Origin of the sequence: Planococcus sp. FY231025, from assembly GCF_052078085.1 — a bacterium.
GTDB lineage: Bacteria > Bacillota > Bacilli > Bacillales_A > Planococcaceae > Planococcus.
In genome coordinates this window covers 365,928-381,646 of sequence record NZ_JBQJJG010000004.1, presented here as the reverse complement: position 1 = coordinate 381,646, position 15,719 = coordinate 365,928, and the positions used below count along the sequence as shown (strand labels likewise).

General features: G+C 51.5%; 12 protein-coding genes. 1 reads left to right on the top strand and 11 read right to left on the bottom strand.

Going from position 1 to position 15,719, the window contains the following annotated elements:
* Positions 1-41: 41 nt before the first annotated feature.
* Entirely contained in the window at positions 42-1,169 is a 1,128-nt protein-coding gene (locus ACTL32_RS05170) for a 2-methylaconitate cis-trans isomerase PrpF family protein (protein WP_441340458.1), read from the top strand.
* 179 nt (positions 1,170-1,348) lie between these two features.
* On the opposite strand, the gene ACTL32_RS05165 is transcribed toward ACTL32_RS05170, so the two are convergent.
* The 11 genes from ACTL32_RS05165 to ACTL32_RS05115 form a co-directional block, all read right to left on the bottom strand.
* Positions 1,349-3,457, bottom strand: a complete 2,109-nt coding sequence (locus tag ACTL32_RS05165) for a sensor domain-containing protein (RefSeq protein WP_441340457.1) — start codon at positions 3,455-3,457, stop codon at positions 1,349-1,351.
* A gap of 64 nt (positions 3,458-3,521) precedes the next feature.
* Positions 3,522-3,938: a hypothetical protein gene (locus ACTL32_RS05160; protein ID WP_441340456.1), complete on the bottom strand. Its 417-nt coding sequence runs from the start codon at positions 3,936-3,938 to the stop codon at positions 3,522-3,524.
* Positions 3,939-4,290: 352 nt separating this feature from the next.
* On the bottom strand, positions 4,291-4,911 hold the full coding sequence (gene pcp / locus ACTL32_RS05155; RefSeq protein ID WP_441340455.1) for a pyroglutamyl-peptidase I: 621 nt from the start codon (positions 4,909-4,911) through the stop codon (positions 4,291-4,293).
* A 442-nt stretch (positions 4,912-5,353) separates the two neighbouring features.
* Entirely contained in the window at positions 5,354-7,627 is a 2,274-nt protein-coding gene (locus tag ACTL32_RS05150) for a glycoside hydrolase family 65 protein (RefSeq protein ID WP_441340454.1), read from the bottom strand.
* A 12-nt stretch (positions 7,628-7,639) separates the two neighbouring features.
* Positions 7,640-8,323 (bottom strand): beta-phosphoglucomutase, encoded by a 684-nt coding sequence (gene pgmB / locus ACTL32_RS05145; protein WP_441340453.1) that lies wholly within the window; start codon positions 8,321-8,323, stop codon positions 7,640-7,642.
* Positions 8,320-9,375 (bottom strand): LacI family DNA-binding transcriptional regulator, encoded by a 1,056-nt coding sequence (locus ACTL32_RS05140; protein WP_441340452.1) that lies wholly within the window; start codon positions 9,373-9,375, stop codon positions 8,320-8,322. Before ACTL32_RS05140 ends, pgmB begins: the two co-directional genes overlap by 4 nt.
* Positions 9,376-9,414: 39 nt before the next feature.
* A complete protein-coding gene (locus ACTL32_RS05135) occupies positions 9,415-10,113 on the bottom strand; it encodes a YesL family protein (protein WP_441340451.1) in 699 nt (232 codons plus the stop codon).
* Positions 10,114-10,137: 24 nt separating this feature from the next.
* The gene (locus ACTL32_RS05130; protein WP_441340450.1) at positions 10,138-10,974 is read right to left on the bottom strand and encodes a carbohydrate ABC transporter permease; all 837 of its coding nucleotides are present in this window, start codon (positions 10,972-10,974) and stop codon (positions 10,138-10,140) included.
* On the bottom strand, positions 10,974-11,855 hold the full coding sequence (locus ACTL32_RS05125) for a carbohydrate ABC transporter permease (RefSeq protein WP_441340449.1): 882 nt from the start codon (positions 11,853-11,855) through the stop codon (positions 10,974-10,976). Before ACTL32_RS05125 ends, ACTL32_RS05130 begins: the two co-directional genes overlap by 1 nt.
* A gap of 89 nt (positions 11,856-11,944) precedes the next feature.
* The gene (locus tag ACTL32_RS05120; RefSeq protein ID WP_441340448.1) at positions 11,945-13,189 is read right to left on the bottom strand and encodes a sugar ABC transporter substrate-binding protein; all 1,245 of its coding nucleotides are present in this window, start codon (positions 13,187-13,189) and stop codon (positions 11,945-11,947) included.
* A gap of 70 nt (positions 13,190-13,259) precedes the next feature.
* Positions 13,260-15,635: a glycoside hydrolase family 65 protein gene (locus ACTL32_RS05115; RefSeq protein ID WP_441340447.1), complete on the bottom strand. Its 2,376-nt coding sequence runs from the start codon at positions 15,633-15,635 to the stop codon at positions 13,260-13,262.
* Positions 15,636-15,719 lie beyond the last annotated feature (84 nt).

Below are 15,719 nucleotides of genomic sequence, written 5' to 3'. Positions count from 1 at the left end.
TTTTTAGAAGCAATAGAATTTTCAGAAAGGTGGTTCATCCGATGAGAGTGCCGATTGCCGTGATGCGCGGCGGAACCAGCAAGGGAGTATTTATCAATTACGAGGAAATGCCGGAGGACCGTGTGCTTTGGGACAGCTTCCTGCTCGACATCATGGGAAGCCCCGACCAGCGGCAAATCGACGGCCTGGGCGGAGGCAATTCCCTCACCAGCAAAGCCGCCATCATCAAAAAGTCGGAGATGGACGGAATCGACGTGGAATATACGTTTGCGCAGGTCAGCATCGAAAACCAGCTGGTAGATTTCAAGGGGAATTGCGGGAACATCTCGTCTGCCGTTGGCCCGTATGCCATTGAACAAGGGCTTGTTTCGGCAGTGGCACCGGTGACGGCGGTCAGGATCTTCAATACGAACACCCGGAAAGTGATCATCGCGGAAGTTGAAGTGGAGAATGAGCGGGTGAAAACGGAAGGCCAATGCGAAATCCCCGGCGTTCCGGGGACCGGCTCCCCCATCTACTTGTCGTTTACCGACGCGCAAGGCGCCGTCACCGGCAAGCTGTTCCCGACCGACAACCCGGTTGACCGGATCGAAACACGGAACGGTCCGATTGATGTGTCCATCATCGATGTCGCCAATCCCCTGGTTTTTGTGAGAGCGGAAGATGTCGGATTGACGGGGTCCGAATTGCCGCATGAATTTACCGCGGAAAAGCTGGCGGAATTGGAAGAGATCCGCTCAGCCGCCGCTGAAATGTGCCTGTTTTCGACGAAAGAAGAAGCGACCGTGAAATCGCCGGCTGTGCCGAAACTGACGATCATTGCGCCTCCTGAGACTTATTTCGACGTCAACGGCGTGGAACGGAAAGCGGACGGAATGGATTGCCGCATCCGGATGATGTCGATGCAAAAGCCGCATCAGGCTTTGGCCATCACCGGAGCCATCTGCACTACGGCTGGCGCCTTTTTAAAAGACACGATTCTAAGCGACGTCATCGAAGTCGAAAACACCGTCCTGCGCTTAGGCCACCCGTCCGGCATCATCGAAACGAAAGTGGACATGATCGCGGGACACATCAGCAACATCAAAGTCGTCCGCACTGCCCGCATGATCCTGGAAGGGTTTGTCTATACGAAGCACAGTTACACGTACAGCAAATCGTTGGCGTAAGAAGTACCCCTTAAAGCTGCAGGTTTTGTGGTCAGGACATCATAAAGGCTTTCCGGTTTCCTGGAAAGCCTTTTCTTCATATGTGAAAAGGACTTCCCGTTTTTATGGGAAGTCCTTTATTAATTTATTTCATTTCTATGGAATCAGATTTTGCAGCCGCTTTTTCCGCTTTTTCACCATCAGCAAAATTTCTTCGATACCAAAGATACCCCAAAGGCTTCAGCAGGCACGGGGCGGCTGAAATAATACCCTTGTCCTTCATCGCAATTTTCCTGGATTAAATAGGCCAGCTGGTGTTCATCCTCGATTCCCTCTGCAATGACACTCATGTTCAATTGATGGGCTAGAGAAATGATGGTGGAAGTGATGGTTTTTCCTTTCAGCTCTTCGTTGATGTCCGACACGAAGCTCCGATCGATTTTCACGCGGTCAAACGAGTATTGCTGCAAATAACTGAGGGACGTAAAACCGGTGCCGAAATCATCGATTGAAATTGAAATGCCTAATTTTTTTAAATCCACCAAGTTCTGTTTTAATATCTTTGTATCTTCGATTAAAATACTTTCGGTCACCTCAAGTTCAAGCCATTTGGCATCAAGCCCCGTCTGTTGGAGCGCCTCTTTTACCGTTTCGACGAAATCAGGCTGCTGCAATTGGATTGTTGAGATGTTGACGCAAATTCCAAATGGCGGATAGTCCATTTCCTGCCATTCTTTAATCTGCGCACAAGCGGTATGCAATACCCACTTTCCAAGTGAAATAATCTGTCCGGTTTCTTCTGAAATCGGAATAAAATCAGCGGGCGAGACAAATCCAAGCGTCGGATGATTCCAACGGATCAGTGCTTCCACTGCACTCAGTTCTCCAGTCTTCAGGTTCGTGATCGGCTGATAATGGAGCACAAATTCGTTATTCTGGACCGCCTCTTTCAAGTCCTTTTCAATAATCAGCTTGTATGCCGTCTTTTGGTCCAGTTCATCCGAATACACCGTGTAATTGTTTTTTCCGTATTTCTTGGTAAAGTACATCGCCGCATCGGCCTTCTTGATCAACTCTTCCACTGTCTCTTCTTCCCTGCCGCTGAAAGCAATGCCTACGCTGCAGGAAACCGAAAGAGAATGTCCTAGGACTTTAAACGGTTCTGCCATCACTTGGTTAAGTTTTGCTGCCAAAAGATGGACTTCCTCTTCTTTTGCATCCGGCAATAGTATAGCAAATTCATCTCCTGCTACCCGTGCCACCGTATCCGCTTCCCCTACAGTCTCTTTTAAGCATTGGGCAACGGCCTTCAGAAATTCATCTCCCATATAGTGGCCGAGTGAATCGTTGATGAATTTAAATCGATCCAGACCGAGAAACAAAACAGCCAGTTTGTGGTTGTGAAGCTGCGAAATTTTAAAAACTTGTCTTAAACGGTCTTCGAAAAGCTTGCGGTTTGGAAGTTTCGTCAAGGAATCAAAGAATATAAGTTCTTCCATCAATTTCTTGTTTTCATTTCGTTCGGTAATGTCTACAGCGACTCCATACACGCCAATGACTTCCCCTTTAAGCTTCATAGGGAAATTGGAAATTTGCACAGCTCTTCGCTGCCCGTCTTTTGGCGTAATGAAGATTTCATACGTAACAGTTTCGCCAAGTATGGCTTTATTAAAATTATAAAGTGTGGTCGGCAGATCCTCAGGAACAACGAGCGGCATGAACGCAATATCTGCGAGTTCCGCAGCCGAATATCCCGTCAACCGTTCACAAGCGGGATTTGCGTCGATAAAATTGCCTACCAAATCGAAAGTGTACACCGCGTCCGGGTTATTATCGAACAGCGATTTAAACCGTTCCTGCGTTTCAAGCATCTGCGCGGTTGCCTGCACTTCAGCTGTCACATCAACAATCGCCCCCACTAAAAACGTTTCTCCATTCCAGACCATCTTTTTCCCATATACCTCTACAACAATCATTTCCCGGTTTTTCTTGAAAAAACGGATGCGGTATTGATCAGACTTGTTTTGCTCCTCAACCCTTTTTACCAGCCGTTCCTTCATAATGCTTATATCGTCGGGATGGACCAAGTCCGTAAAAGTAATTTGGCCATTAAGGATTTCTGATTCAGCATAGCCGAGAAGTTCACAAAAATGCTTGTTGATGAATGAATAGGAATCTTCTTTTAAGACATACATGCTAATGGGAGCGTTCTGCACTGTGACCTCAAACATCTCTTGGTAAAATGCAGTGCCCATTGGTGTATTTGTCTCTATCAACTCCATGAAAAATTTATTAGCGATATGCTTCATCTCAATAAACTCCCTTCTACTTCGAATTCAATCAAACGATTCGACAAAAGGCATCTGAATTGAGTTACCAAATGCATTTGTATAAATTAGTTGCATGAACTTCAACATCAAAGACATTGATCAATTCGCTTAGGCAGTAGAATGCAAGAAGATTTCGTTTAGACAGGTTTTTAATTTTTTCATCGTCTATATACACTACTGTATCGTCTCTTCTTATTAAATCCCGCTTTTCTGTGTAGAGGGCCGGATTCTTTAGGCGGCTGGATCCGTTTTCCGAAATCTCAAAAGCGGTATAGTTATAAATAGCACATTCCATGTAATCGAATTCCCAAGAAAGTATTAATATTAAATCATATTGTTTAAGAAAATGGATTGTCTCTTCATTGGATTCAAGCGCAAGTTCCACTGTTCTTCCAACAATATCCTTAAGCTCTAACATATCATACTCACTTAAAGATGGTTTCCTTTTGAATATAAACATAACCAACCTCCTTACGAAAAAAGCTTTATTAGCAGCATTTACACTTTTTAAATATAATAAAAAATACATTTATTTCTTATTTTTATTCGTTAAAGTAAAATACTTCTATTTCTGTTACAGGTATTATCGGCTGTTTTTGTATAATGATTAATAGGTTAATATAACTAATTTTGTTGTAATAACTTTTTTCTATCTTTTAAAAAAATATTAAAGATATAGTCAGCGTATAAGACATGAAAGAGGGCTTCAATTTTTTTAAAAAAGCCATTTTAGAACAAACAAAGCCGGCCCATAAAGGACCGGCTTTGTGTATTTCAATAACCCTATAGCTGTTTCATCGGGTCAGACTTCTTTATATTTCCCTAACTTCTTCGCCAAGCACTTCAATACAGATACGGATGCTGTTCTTCAGATCCTCATGCGCCCAGCTCGGAATCTTGCCGTGCTGGATCGCCAGTTCATGGGAAGCCGGGATGTGGATGAATCCGGAAGGGATCGGCCGGTCCTGTGAATTTGCATACCGGAGCCCTTCGTACATGACGTTATTGCAGAGATACGTGCCGGCGGTATTGGACACTTCCGCCGGGAAGCCGTTCTCCTGCAGCTTGTTGACCATGGCGCGGATCGGCAGCGTCGAAAAATAAGCTGGTACACTGTCCTCGGCAATTGGCTCGTCCACGGGAATATGCCCTTCGTTGTCGGCATCCCCGTCTTTGACATTGATGGCGATGCGTTCCGGCGTGATCTTGTAGCGGCCGCCTGCCAAGCCGAGGGAAATGACCGCATCGGGACGGGTATCCTCGATATGCGCCAGCAGCTCGTTGCCGGACGAATGGAAATCGACGGACATGATCCTGCCCACGATTTCGTATCCGCCAATCGTTTGGCCGTCGAGTTCTTCAACAATCTTCATCGTCGGGTTCACGGTGAATTTCAAAAATGGTTCGAAACCTGTCAGCAATAGCTTTTTCATGGTTTTCCTCCTCGAAATCTAAAATGATGAGACGTGCTTGGCCGAAGGGCTCTTGCAGAGTTTCCGAGAGCGCCGGAGCGCCTTTGCAGAGCAGAAACTGTGTGCGATGTTCATGCTTTTATTTGCCCTTCCGTTATACCACATTCCCTTCCCCTTTAACCAGCCGGCCGCCGAGCAGCCCTTTCTATCATGCTATGTCAGGGTTTATTGACAGGTGGAGATGCGGGAATCCTCGTTCCCTCGCCTTTGCCGTATCTATCACCCGTGCATCTTACCCCCAGCCGTAAAACAAAAGCCACCCGTTCGGAAATCGATCGATTCCAGAGGATGGCTTTGGGTTTGTCTTTGATTCAATTCTATTTGATCCGCAACCCGGAAGCCGGGTCGAAAAAGCAGGCTTTGTACAGGTCTTATGCCAGATCTCGTCCTGTTTTTTCCTGGGTTACTGGACCCACTGCTCTTTTTCGCTTTCCAGAACGAGCCGTTCGCCGTTATGGGTGATGGTGAGCCCGTCACCCCGCAGCAACGTGTAGCTCGCCCCTTCGCGGTCTTTGCGGATCTTCAGGAGCCGGCCCTGGTACTGCAGGCGGAATTCATAGGAATTCCATTCGGCCGGCAGCGCCGGCGCGAAGCTCAGGCCGCTTTCCTTCAGCCGCAACCCGGCAAATCCGTAGACGATGCCGAGCCACGTGCCGCCCATGTTCGCCATGTGCAGCCCGTCTTTGGTGTTGCCGTGCGTATTGTCGAGGTCCAGGCGCGCGGTTTCATTGAAATAATCATAAGCCTTTTCGTGATAGCCGAGTTTCGACGCCATGATGCTGTGGACGCAGGAACTCAGCGACGAATCGTGGGTGGTGATGCCTTCGTAATAATCATAGGAATTCTTCATCGTTTCCAGGTCCTGCTCGTCTTCGAGCAGGAAATGCGCGAGCACCGTGTCGGCCTGTTTCAGCACCTGATAGCGGTACAGCGTCAAGGGATGGTAATTGAGCAGCAGCGGAAATTTCTCCGCCGGCGTGTTTTTCAGGTCCCAGCGGTCCTTTTGCAGGAAGCTGTCGTCCTGAGCGTTGATTCCTAAGGTTTCGTCGTACGGCAGGTACATGTTCTCGCCAGCCGTGCGCCAGCCCGCCACTTCCGTCTCCGTCAGCTGGAGCGCGCCGGTCAGCCCTTGCAGCCGCTCGCTGTCGCGCTCTTTCAGCTCATCGAACACTTTCGCCGCCCACAACAGGTTGTATTTGGCCATGGAGTTCGTGTAGTAGTTGTTGTTGACGATGCACGTGTATTCATCGGGCCCGGTGACGCTGTCGATCCGGAACTCGCCGTTTTGCATATGCCCCGTGTCCGCCCACAGGCGCGCGGTTTCGAACAGCACTTCCGCCCCGTAGTCTTTCAGGAACGCTTCGTCTTTTGTGGCCAGGTAATATTGGATATAACTGTAGGCGATGTCCGCGCTGATGTGGTACTGCGCGGTGCCGGCCGGGAAGAAGGCCGAACTCTCGGGGCCGGTGATCGTGCGCCACGGGAACAGGGCGCCCTGTTCATGGCCCATCTCCTTCGCCCGCTGCCGCGCGCTGTCGAGGATCGAGTAGCGGTGCAGCAGCAGATTTTTGGCGATGTCCGGATTGGTCATCAGAAACACCGGGAAGATGTAGATTTCCGTGTCCCAGAAATAATGCCCTTCGTAGCCTTCGCCGGACAGGCCTTTCGCGGCGATGTTGCTCGCCGGGTCCTTGCCCACCGATTGCAGGAGCTGGTACAGGTTGAAGCGGATGCCTTCCTGCACGTTTTCATCGCCGTCGATCGCGATGTCCGAAAACGCCCAATACTCGTCGAGATAGGCTTTCTGCTCGGCCAGCAGCTCATCGAACGGCTTGTTCTGCACGAGCTCCAGCACCTCGAGCGCGCGGGTGGTGACATCTTCGCCGTGGCGCAGTGTATCCGTATAGACGGCGTATTTAGTGAACTGCACCGGGCCTGCGCCTGAACAGGTGAAGGTTTCTTCGACAGCGGCGTCCGTCACGCGGCCCTCCGGTTCACAGCTCTCCGCCTGGATTACCGACACCGACGCACACGCCACTTCCAACGCGGTCTGGTAGGTCGTGTCTTTGACGATGCTGAAGGGCCCTTCGCGCCGCACATCGGTGACGTGTAGGCGTTTCGTGTGGCCCGAGGCGAGGCGCGGGTCTTCTTTGTCGACATAATTGGAGACGTCGCCATTGAGCGTCGAAACGATCTTCACTTCATCGACCGGAGTAACTGGCTCCACCCGGATGTCGATTGCGAACAATTCTTTGGTGACAAACGACACTAAGCGCCGGAAGTGGATTTTCACTTCCCTGCCTTGCGGCGATATCCAGTGGACGCTGCGTTCCGCAAAGCCCGCATCCATGTTCAGCTTGCGTTCGCAAAACACTACTTCCCCTTCGAACAGGGAAAACCGTTCGCCGTCCAGATAGATCTCGGCGGTCTGCGCATCGATGACATTCAGGACTTTTTGCTGCGTCTCCGGGAACCCGTGCAATTTCTCTCCGTAGGTGATTTCGGTTTCATCATGGAACGCGTTGATATAGGCGCCGCGGATCGATTTGAATCCATCCCCGTACCCTTCTTCGAAATTCCCTCTGACGCCCAAATAGCCATTCCCCAGGGAAAGCAGGCTTTCGTTCACCAAAAGGTTCGGGTTATCCAGTTCAAACTTCGTTAATGTCCAGGTCATGCTCCCACTCCTTTACAAGCCGGCGTTTTTCTCTCTAAACTGCCGGACCACTTCTTCAAATTCCAATTCGGACGTCTCCGCCACCAGGTAATCCGCGTGCGACAGGTGCTCGCGGTCCCCGACGCCGACCGAGAACATACCGGCCCGGTTGACCGCTTCCACGCCGGCGCTGGCGTCTTCGATACCGATGCAGTCCCGGTAATCGATTCCCAGCGCGTCTGCCGCGGCGGTGAACGTCTCCGGGTCCGGTTTCCCGTTTTTCACTTTTGCTGCGTCCACTATGTAATCAAAATAACCGGTAAGGCCCAGCTTCTCCAGGATGGCCGGCGCATTCTTGCTTGCCGAGCCGAGCGCGATCTTGGCATCCGTCTTTTTATTGGCATCGAGGAACGCCAGCATGCCCGGTAGGATATGGGCAGGCGTGATCTCTTCGATCAGCGTCAGGTAATAGTCGTTTTTCTGTGTTGCCAGTTTCAGCTTTTCCTCATCCGAAAACGCCCCGATGGTCGAGTCGAGCGCGAGTATGCGGTCCAGGGAATCCATGCGGTTGATGCCCTTCAACTGTTCGTTGAATGCACGGTCGAATGAAAGGCCCAGCCCCTCGGCCAGTTTCTGCCACGCCAGGAAATGGAATTCGGCGGTATCGGTCAAAATGCCGTCCAGGTCGTAGATGATGAGCTTCGGCTCGTATGTCATATGATTTCCCTCATTTCTTTTTCCGCCAAAGGCTCGCTTGGCAATCGTTTCACGCTTTCCCGCTCCGTCAGTTCGTGCGGGACCCAAATATGCTGCCGCTCCAATTTGCCCTCGATGATGTCGCAGAGCAAACGCGCGGATAATTTTCCGATTTCCATAAAGTCCTGACGGATCGTCGTCAGCGGCGGCTGGGTGTAGCGGCTCAGCAGGAGGTCGTCGAATCCGGTGACGGAGATGTCTTCCGGAATCCGCAGGCCCGCTTCTTTCACCGCCTGCATGACCCCGAAGGCCATGAGGTCGCTGAAACAGAGAAAAGCGGTGGGCTGTTTTTCCAGCAAATACGCCTTCGCCAGTTCATAGGCCATTTCTTCCGAAAACGAAGCTTCCAGGATATCGATGCCGCCAAGCTCCATGCCGTACTCGCCCAACGCTTCCGCCACGCCCTTCATGCGTTCTGAATTCACGTACGTTTCCCTTGTGCCTGACATGACTGCGATCTTGCGGTGGTTCCGCTCCAAGAGGTGGCGAGCGATTTCCCGGCTTGCCTCGGCGTTGTCGATCGACACGCTGCCGATTAGCCCGTTCGCCGTTTCGGCCATGATGTCGAGCACGACGCAGGGCAGGCTCGAGTCGATCAATTCCATGTAGTACTGGTCGTCTGTCCGGATGCCCTGCAGGATCGCGCCGCCGATGTTCCGTTCGCGGCAATAGCGGACGTAGCTTTGCTGCTTTTGCTGATGGGAGTCGATCAGGTAGATCGACAGCTCAAAACGGCTGTTGGTGACTTCCTGGTAGACGCCTTTGAAAATATTGAACGCATTGCTGTCCTTTTCGTTGTCATTGAGCACACCGGAGGAAATCAGCCCGAGCGTCGAATTCTTTTTTGATGACAGGTTTCTGGCATTGATGTTCGGCGAGTAGTTCAGTTCTTTGGCAATCGCAAGGATGCGCTGCCGCGTCTCCTCTTTCACATCGGCGTAATTATTGAACGACTTGGAAACGACGCTCACGGATACCCCCGCTCTTTTGGCAACATCTTTTATTGTGGGCATGGCTGTTTCACTTCCTACATGAGTTGATAAGGCGCCTTCTCAGGCCGAAGCTTTGGCTTCCTGTTTGTTCTTGACCCGCAGCGTAAAACTGTAGAATGCCGAAAACGACACGAACACGCCCAGTGACGCCGTCAGGAGCGGCAGCAGCAGGAGCAGCTTCACCGCGGTGATCCAGATGAGCAGGCCGTTGCCGGCCACGATGACCAGACTCAGCAAGGGGCTGCCGGCTGATACAAAAAATGCATTCAGCAGCCTTTCCTTGCGGTTCATGCGGTAATGAACGCTGATGGACAAGAAGTTGACGATATAGACGAACAAGGCCAGCCCCGTGACCAGAAACAGCCAATTGAGGGCGCCGCTTCCCGTTCCGAGATAAAAATAGGCGAGGTACCAGAAGAGCCAGACGGCTGCAAACGGCACACCCATTTTCACGCTTTCCTTGTAATTCGCCTTTAAGTGAGCAATGTACATCTTCACGGCGGAAGAATCATTGCCGAGCAGCCAGTCCCGAGCGGACGCAAATACAGCGGCCGTCGCCGGGAAAAACAGGAGCGGCGCAAACAGCAGGACCAGCGCGCTGAAAAGTATGATTCCGGCGGCATTGCTGATGTCGATGGCCAAAAACGCCGCGAATAGCGGGAGGCCCATTAAAAACCACATGAAATTGGTGATTGCCATTTTCAAAAACCATTCGCTTGCCCCATAGATCACGCCCATAAGCCCGTTCAAGTCCTGCATGTTTCCGCCTCCTTCGGAAAGGGCTTATTTGACTGCCCCTTCCCCGATTCCTTTAATGATGTATTTCTGTGCAAGCATATAGAAAATGACAACCGGAATGATCGTCAACGTCAGGCCGGCCATGGCCAAGTTCCATTCAATCGTGAACTCCCCGAAAAAGTAGAAGACAGACAACGGAATCGTCCGCAGCTCTTTGTCGACGAGCGTCAGAGAAGGCAATAGGAAGTCATTCCAGATCAGGATGACGTTCAAGATCATGACGGTGGCGGTGATCGGCGTCAAAATCGGGAAGATGATCCGCCAGAACACGCCGAATTTCGAAGCGCCGTCAATGGTCGCCGCTTCTTCGAGCGAAATCGGGATTGACTTGATGAACCCGTGGTAAAGAAAAACGGAAAGCGCCGCGTGGAAACCGATATTCATGAAAATCAGCCCGCTGAGCGTATTATACAAGGGAATGCCGGTAGTGTTCGTAATGCCGATCACCAGCTGCATCAGCGGCATCATGAGCGTCTGGAACGGAATCAGCATCGTGGCGATGAGGCACATGAAAATGATCGTGCTGATGCGGCTGCCGGACCGGGCGAGCATCCAGGCCGTCATCGAGGATAGGACGACAATGAACACCACGGAAACGATCGTCACGAACAGCGAATTGGTGAACGCGCTGAGGAAATCCATCTGTTCCATCGCTTCCGTATAGTAGCGGAAGTCGAATTGCTTCGGAAGGGCCAGCGCCCCTTCGTACAGCTCCTGTCTCGTCTTGAACGAGTTGACCAGGATGATGTATATGGGAGACAAAAAGATCAAAGCGACCAGAAACAGCAAGATCTCTCTCGACCAGTTGCTTAGTATGCGCATTACATTTCAACCTCCCGTTTTTTCGTCAGGTAGACCTGTGTCAATGTAACGGCTGAGATGATCACGAAGAACAGGATGGCTTTTGCCTGCCCGTACCCGTAATTCCCGTAGCCAAAGATTTCATTGTAGATATTCATCGCAAAAAGCTCGGTCGCGTTCGCAGGGCCTCCGCCCGTCAATGACAAGTTGACGTCGTAGATCTTGAAGCCGTACGACAGCGTCAGGAACAGCGAGATGGTGAAGGCGGGCATGAGCAGCGGGAACGTGATCCGCGTCAAGCGCTGCCAAGGGGTGGCGCCGTCGATCTTGGACGCTTCGATCAGTTCGCCAGGCACACCCTGGATTCCGGCGATGTAGACGATCATGACGTAGCCCGCCATCTGCCATGTAAATACGAATACCAGGGCAAACAACGCGAAATTCTCATTGACCAGCCAGTTGAAGAAGATGTTCTCGAGCCCGGTCACTTCGCCGAGAAAGGTGAAGACGTCCAAAAATACAAACTGCCAGATATAGCCCAGAATCAGGCCGCCGATCAGGTACGGCATAAAGAACATCGTCCGCGCCAGATTGGCCAGTTTCAGCTTCGACGTGACCAATAAAGCGAACGCCAACCCTGCGATATTCACCGTAATGACGGACAGCACCGTAAACAGCACCGTCAGCCAGGTGGATTTCATGAACCGCTCATCCGTGAACAGCTTCAGGAAATTTTCCATGCCGACGAATACTTTTGGGTTGGCGTTGATCCCATCCCATTCAAAAAATGCATAATAGATTCCGATTAGAAACGGAATGACGACAATGATTGTAAAAATAATGAGCAGCGGCAGCGTAAACAGCAGGTACCAGCTGATATTCTTCTTGTTTGCCACGTCCATCCCTCTCTTTCCGTTGCTTAATGGTTCTTAGTTGAGAAAAAGCAGAACACGCCTGCAAAGGCGTGCTCTCTTTTTTTATGGGCCTTCGTTTATTTTACTGCGTTCTGCCAAGCTGCATCCAGATTGCTGATGAATTCTTCGCCTGTCATGTCTTCGTTCGCGAAGAATTCTTCTGCCGCTGGGGCAAAATCATTCGGCACCATGTTCGCTGGGTAGTAGTTGTGCGACCAAGGAATGGTTTCCCCGCTGTTTGAAGCTTCAAACACCGCTTTGGATAATGGGTCCAAATCATTGGCTTCGATATTCGTCATCGCCGGGATGAATCCGAACTCTTCCACGATGATCTTCTGGCCGGTTTCACTCGTGTGCAGCCATTCAAGGAAGTCTACAGCTGCTTCGATTTCTTCCGGTTCTTTTTCAGCATTGACGGCCCAGTTGCTTCCGACGCCGACTGCAAGCTTGTCATTTCCTTCAAGCGGGAATGGCGCCATGCCGACTTCAAAGTCCACTTCGAAATCTTTCAGCAAGCCTGATGCCCAGTTGCCCTGGTGGATCATCGCTGTTTTGCCGGCTGCAAAATCTCCGACCTGCTGGTCATAAGAGCCGCCAAGCGGGCTTGGGGTATTCGCTCGGATCACTTCCATGAATTCGCCGAAACGCTGGAATTCTTCCGTTTCCGCCATAGTCGTTTCTCCGTTCGTCAATTTATCCATGAATGCTTCCGGATCTTCCTGAAGCGAGAACGGGTAGTTGCTGATATGGCCGATCAAGAAATAATCTTCCGACGACAAGCCGAGGCCGTTGATGTCTTCAGCCTTGAATTTCTCCAATGTGCTGGTGAATGATTCCAAGTCCTTGATGTCTTCCGGCTTCACCATGTCTTTGTTGTAGACAAGCCCGAATCCTTCTACGCCGTACGGGATGCCGACAATTTTATCGTCAAGCGTCAACGCCATGTTCGGCGCGATATTGCTGACAAATTCTTCATCGCTCAAGTCATATACATAGGATTTCAAGCTTTCAGCCACAGTTGAATTCTGCAGGCTCATGATGGAAGGCCCTGTTCCGTTGTTCAGGCGGATCTGCAATTGCTGGAGATAGTCATCTCCGGTCGTACCGATCACTTCCACGTCCACGCCAGTTTCTTCCGTATAGGTCTCTGCCGCCGCTTCGAGCTGGTCGGAGATTTCAACTTTCGTCTGGAAAATCGTGATCTTCTCAGCTCCGCCTTCTTCGCCTTCCGTTGCCGTCTCTTCGCCGCCGCTGCATGCAGCCAGGCCTGTCATCATCGCAGCAAATGCTACGCCCGTCATGAACTTCTTGTTAAACACCATGTGTAAAGCCCCCTTTGATTTGGTTGTTTATAGTAAATAAAATGAAAAGATCATTTTATTACTGCCGTGATTATCGTGAATGGATCCCGATTCCGTTTGCGAGCGGCACTTGGATCGTGCCGTTCACCTTGTAGGCCATGCCCCCTGTCTCAAACGCCGCCTCTTTGCCGTGCGAAGTGACTTTGAGCGACTCATGGGTGATTTCGAGCGTTAATGGCGTGCCTTGCCAAAGAATTGTAAACTGCATCCGGCTCCAGTGCTCTGGCAGATGGGGATTGATCCGCAGCCCCTCATCCGAGAGCCGGACCCCGGCAAAGCCGAAAACCGCCGATGTCCAAATGCCGCCGATCGCCGCTGCATGGATTCCTTCATCCGAAGTGTCCATCGCTTCCCCGAGATCGATGTCGCATGCTTGCCGGAACAGCGAATAGGCCTTATCGGCTTCTCCCAGATCGTTCGCGACCACGGCGTGCACCGCGAGGCTCAGTGAAGAGTCGTGGAGCGTCCGGGGCTCGTAGTACCGGTAGTTTGCGAGCTTCGCCGCGTTCGACAAGCGGGCGTCCCCGTGCAGGAATGTCTGCTCGAGCAAGTAGAACAGCAGCACCGTATCCGCCTGCTTGGTCACTTGAATGCCGTTGATCCCTTCTGAATTGAAGTCCCTGTAGATCGTTCTCACTTTCGCCTGATTTTTGTATTTCGAAAGGTCTATTTCAGGAAGCTGCAGGTACGTTTCATCCTGCGGAATGACCAGATCCGTTTCGCGCGGCTCCGGCATATACAGCTCCTCCGCTTTGCGCTTCCAGTCCTCCCGGGCATCGCCCAGGCCGAACCTTCCGAGAAGCTGCGGATTCCGGGCCGAAAGCTCTTCGGCGCAGCGCTCCGCGAACTTCAAATTGAAATACGCCATGTAATTCGTGAAGGCATTATTGCTGACATGCTCCTTGTATTCGTCTGGCCCAATGATATTGCGGATCTCATACCGATTCCGCTCCTCGATCCACTCCAACCGGCTCGCCCAGAAGTTCGCGGTCTCGAAGACGATCTCGTAGCCGAAGCGCTCCATGAATTCCCGGTCGCCTGTCACCTTCTCGTACTGATACACCGCAAAAGCGATGTCTGCCGAAATATGCTGTTCGATAAAGCCCGACCAGATTTTCGACTGCTCCCCTGTCACGATGTCGATGTCTCCCCAGACGGGCGTGGTCTCGCCGTCATCCGGCCAAGCCATTTCCCACGGATACATCGCGCCGGCATAGCCGTTGTCGGCTGCTTTCCTGCGGGCGCCTTCGAGGCCGTGATACCGGTAGGTGAGCAATCGTCTGGCGGCTTCCGGATCCGAATAGATGAAGAACGGCAAGATGAAGATTTCCAGATCCCAGAACGTGTGGCCTTTATAGCCTTCCCCGCTCAGCGCTTTCGCCCCAACGCCTAGATGCTCCCGGCCCGGAGGCGGCTGCATGGCCGTCAAATGATACAGCGAGAACCGGAGCGCCAAGGCATCATATGATTCTTCGCTTTCCACTTCGAGATTGTACTTGTCCCATACCTGCTCCTGCCATGCCTGTCGATGCTGGCCGAACAGCGCGTCGTATCCTTTTTCCGCATGCTGCTGCAGCTCGCCCAGCGACCGGCCGCGAAGCTGTTGGAGATTTTTCGGCTCTGGCCCGTCCACGCTATCCCGGCTCGTGTGCACCGTAGCCAGTTTTTCCACGGTCAGCTTGTCGTTCGGCTCCAATTGAAACTCATAAGCCATCCAAACTTTCCGGCGCCCCATGTCCTTGTCCGCAGGCGGGGTGATGGCCTCGCCGTTCAAGCTGAAATTATGTACGGCATTGAACACCATCTCCACGCCCGATTCACTGGTCTTCTGATCCAGCTGGAGAAAGCGGCCGTCCAATATCCGCCGTTCGCCCTCGAGGAAATGCTGCGCGCCTGAATTAGTCATCCGTCCATTGATGCCGCTGATAAAAGAAACGGACACCGGTTGGGTGAGGCTTTCCACTTCGACCTTCATCGCGATCAGATGCAAGTCCGCGAGCGACACGAAGCGGCTGAACTGAAACCGCAAACGCTTGCCTTGGGGCGACTCCCAGAGGAACGACCGTGTCAGCTCGGCTGTTTTCAGATTGAGCTGTTTGATGTATTCGGCCGTTTTCCCAAGTTCCAGGCTGAAGCATTCGCCGTCGACCCGGATGTCGAGCTGGGTGATGTCCGCCGTATTTGGCAGCTCGGTCACTTCATTTTCCTGTGATTTATTGAACGTGCCATTGATGAACAAATTTCTCTTTTCCTGTATGTATGGTTCTTCTGCTGCGGAACGCAATCCCATATAGCCATTCCCGAGCATCATAACGGCTTCGCTCTTCCCCAGGGAATCGGCTGAAAAGGCAGTATCTGCTATAATCCAGCCTTTCAATTCCCCGGTTCCGGTCGAGTAATCCATCATTGCAGCCGCCTCCTTCTCCGTTTACGAAAACGTTTTAGTTTTGTGCGAAAAAAATATAAAAGCGTCCGTTAAAAGCATTTTGCG